The sequence below is a fragment of the Paracoccus sp. (in: a-proteobacteria) genome, from assembly GCF_047973135.1.
Classification (GTDB): Bacteria; Pseudomonadota; Alphaproteobacteria; order Rhodobacterales; family Rhodobacteraceae; genus Paracoccus.
Map to the genome: position 1 here is coordinate 1 of NZ_JBKEBL010000127.1, position 2,271 is coordinate 2,271.

At 65.5% G+C, this 2,271-nt stretch carries 3 protein-coding genes; all 3 read left to right on the forward strand.

Annotated elements, in window-relative coordinates; all coding sequences use genetic code 11:
* Positions 1-376 (forward strand): acyl-CoA dehydrogenase family protein (locus tag ACK5L9_RS09655; protein ID WP_416911249.1); only part of this gene is annotated, 376 nt, incomplete at its 5' end.
* Positions 377-393: 17 nt separating this feature from the next.
* Positions 394-1,902 carry an acyl CoA:acetate/3-ketoacid CoA transferase gene (locus tag ACK5L9_RS09660; protein WP_416911250.1) on the forward strand — a complete coding sequence of 503 codons (1,509 nt, stop codon included), beginning with the start codon at positions 394-396 and terminating at the stop codon, positions 1,900-1,902.
* A 59-nt stretch (positions 1,903-1,961) separates the two neighbouring features.
* The coding region (locus ACK5L9_RS09665) for an ATP-binding protein (RefSeq protein WP_416911251.1) at positions 1,962-2,271 on the forward strand (310 nt) is incomplete at its 3' end.

Here is a 2,271-nt window from a genome sequence, read left to right on the forward strand (position 1 = left end):
CCAGCGCCGACAGTTCGGCCAGACCCTGGGCGAGTTCCAGATGGTTCAGCAGATGCTGGCCGACAGCGCAATCGAGATCAATGCCGCCCGCACCGCCCTGTGGTACTGCGCATGGGAAATCGACCAGGGGCTGGACCCGCGTGCGAAAATCTCGGCGCTGAAGGTGCAGGCATCCGAAACCCTGGGCCGGGTGGTGGACCGGTCGATGCAGATCTTTGGCGGCATGGGCTTTTCAAAGGATCTGCCCATCGAACGCTATTACCGCGATGCGCGGATCTATCGCATCTTTGACGGCGCCAGCGAGATCCATCGCGGCGTGGTCGCGAAATCCCTTCTGAAAGGGGGGCGTCGCATGTACGACCCCTTTGCCGCATGACGGCCGCCGCGATATTCATGACCGCCGAGGCAGCGGTCGCACTGATCCCCGATGGCGCGACGGTGGGGCTGATCGGCGGCGGCGGCGGGCTGTGCGAGGCGACGCAGCTGCATGAACGCTGCGAGGCGCGGTTTCTGGAAACCGGCCATCCGCGCGACCTGACCGTGGTGCATGCCCTTGGCATCGGCGACCGCGACCAGACCGGAATGAACCGCTTTGCCCATGACGGTATGGTCCGGAGGGTGATCGGCGGGCACTGGGTCTGGTCGCCGCGCATGCAGCAGATGGCCGCCGAGAACCGGATCGAGGCCTATGTGCTGCCCGGCGGCGTGGCGATGCAGTTGATGCGTGAAATCGCCGCTGGCCGGCCCGGCCTGTTCACCCATGTCGGTCTGGGAACCTTTTGCGACCCGCGCCGCGAGGGCGGGCGCATGAATAAGGCCGCTACCGAGCCGCTGGTCGAACTGGCCGAAATCGACGGCCGCGAATATCTGCGCTATCTGCCCTTTCCGGTCCATGCCTGCCTGCTGAAAGGCTCGACCGCGGATGAGGATGGCAATATCAGCCTTGACGAGGAACCCGCCAACCTGGACAGCGCCGCGATGGCCATGGCGGTGCGCAACTCGGGCGGGGTGGTGATCGTGCAGGTCCGCGCCCGCGTTCCTGCGGGCACGCTTGGCGCGCGGCAGGTGCGCATCCCGGCGGCGATGGTCAATGCGGTGGTGGTCGATCCGGATCAGCGGCAGGGTTATGGCATCATCCACGACCCGACGATTTCCGGGCAGGCGCACCATGCCGAGCCGCTGCCGCCGATGCCGGATCTGTCGGTCCGGCAGGTCATCGCCCGGCGCGCGCGGCAGGAATTGCGGCGGGGCGCGGTGGTGAATTACGGCTTCGGCATCCCCGACGAAATCGCCTCGCTGGTCGCGGCCCGAGGCGAGCGGGGCCTCTATCACCAGACCATCGAACACGGCACCTATGGCGGCACGCTGCTGACCGGCACGCTGTTCGGCTATGCCCGCAACCCGACCTGCATGATCGACGGCCCCTCGCAATTCGATTTCTATTCCGGAGGCGGGCTGGACATCGCCTTTCTGGGCTTTGGCGAATTTGACGGGCAGGGCGATGTGAACGCCTCGAAGCTGGGCGGATTGCCGGTCGGCCCCGGAGGTTTCATCGACATTGCCCAGAACGCCCGCAAGGTTGTTTTCTGCGGCACGTTCGACGCCAGAGGCGCGCAGGTCGAACCCGGCGAAGGGGCCTTGCGGATCGGCCGCCACGGTACGGTGCGCAAGCTGGTTGACCGGGTGGCACAGGTCACGTTTTCGGGCGAACAGGCGATCAGACGCGGGCAAGAGGCGATCTATGTCACCGAACGCGCCGTCTTTATCCTGCGCCCCGATGGCATGCATCTGACCGAAATCGCCCCCGGCATCGACCTTCAGGCTGATATTCTGGACCGGATCGGTTTTGCCCCGAAAATCGGCACCCTTGCGCGGATGGATGCGGGCTGCTTCTCCACCTGATCCCCACGATAACCCCGAATCGCTGGCGAAACCCGCCCGGCCCTGCTAGATATGGGGGTATGAACAGTCTCGCCCCCAATATCCGCCCCGTCATCCGGCAACTGGATGAAACCACCGCCAACCGTATAGCGGCGGGCGAGGTGGTCGAGCGTCCGGCCTCGGCGGTCAAGGAACTGGTTGAAAACGCGCTGGATGCAGGCGCGACCCGCATCGACATCGCCATCGAGGAAGGCGGCAAGCGGCTGATCCGTGTCAGCGACAATGGTTGCGGCATGACGCCCGAGGATCTGCCGCTGGCCCTGTCGCGCCACGCCACCAGCAAGATCGACGGCAGCGACCTGCTGGATATTCGCAGCTTTGGCTTTCGCG

Excerpts from the sequence above, each read along its gene's own strand:
- ACK5L9_RS09660 (WP_416911250.1), top strand. The coding sequence starts at position 394 with ATGACCGCCGAGGCAGCGGTCGCACTGATCCCCGATGGCGCGACGGTG.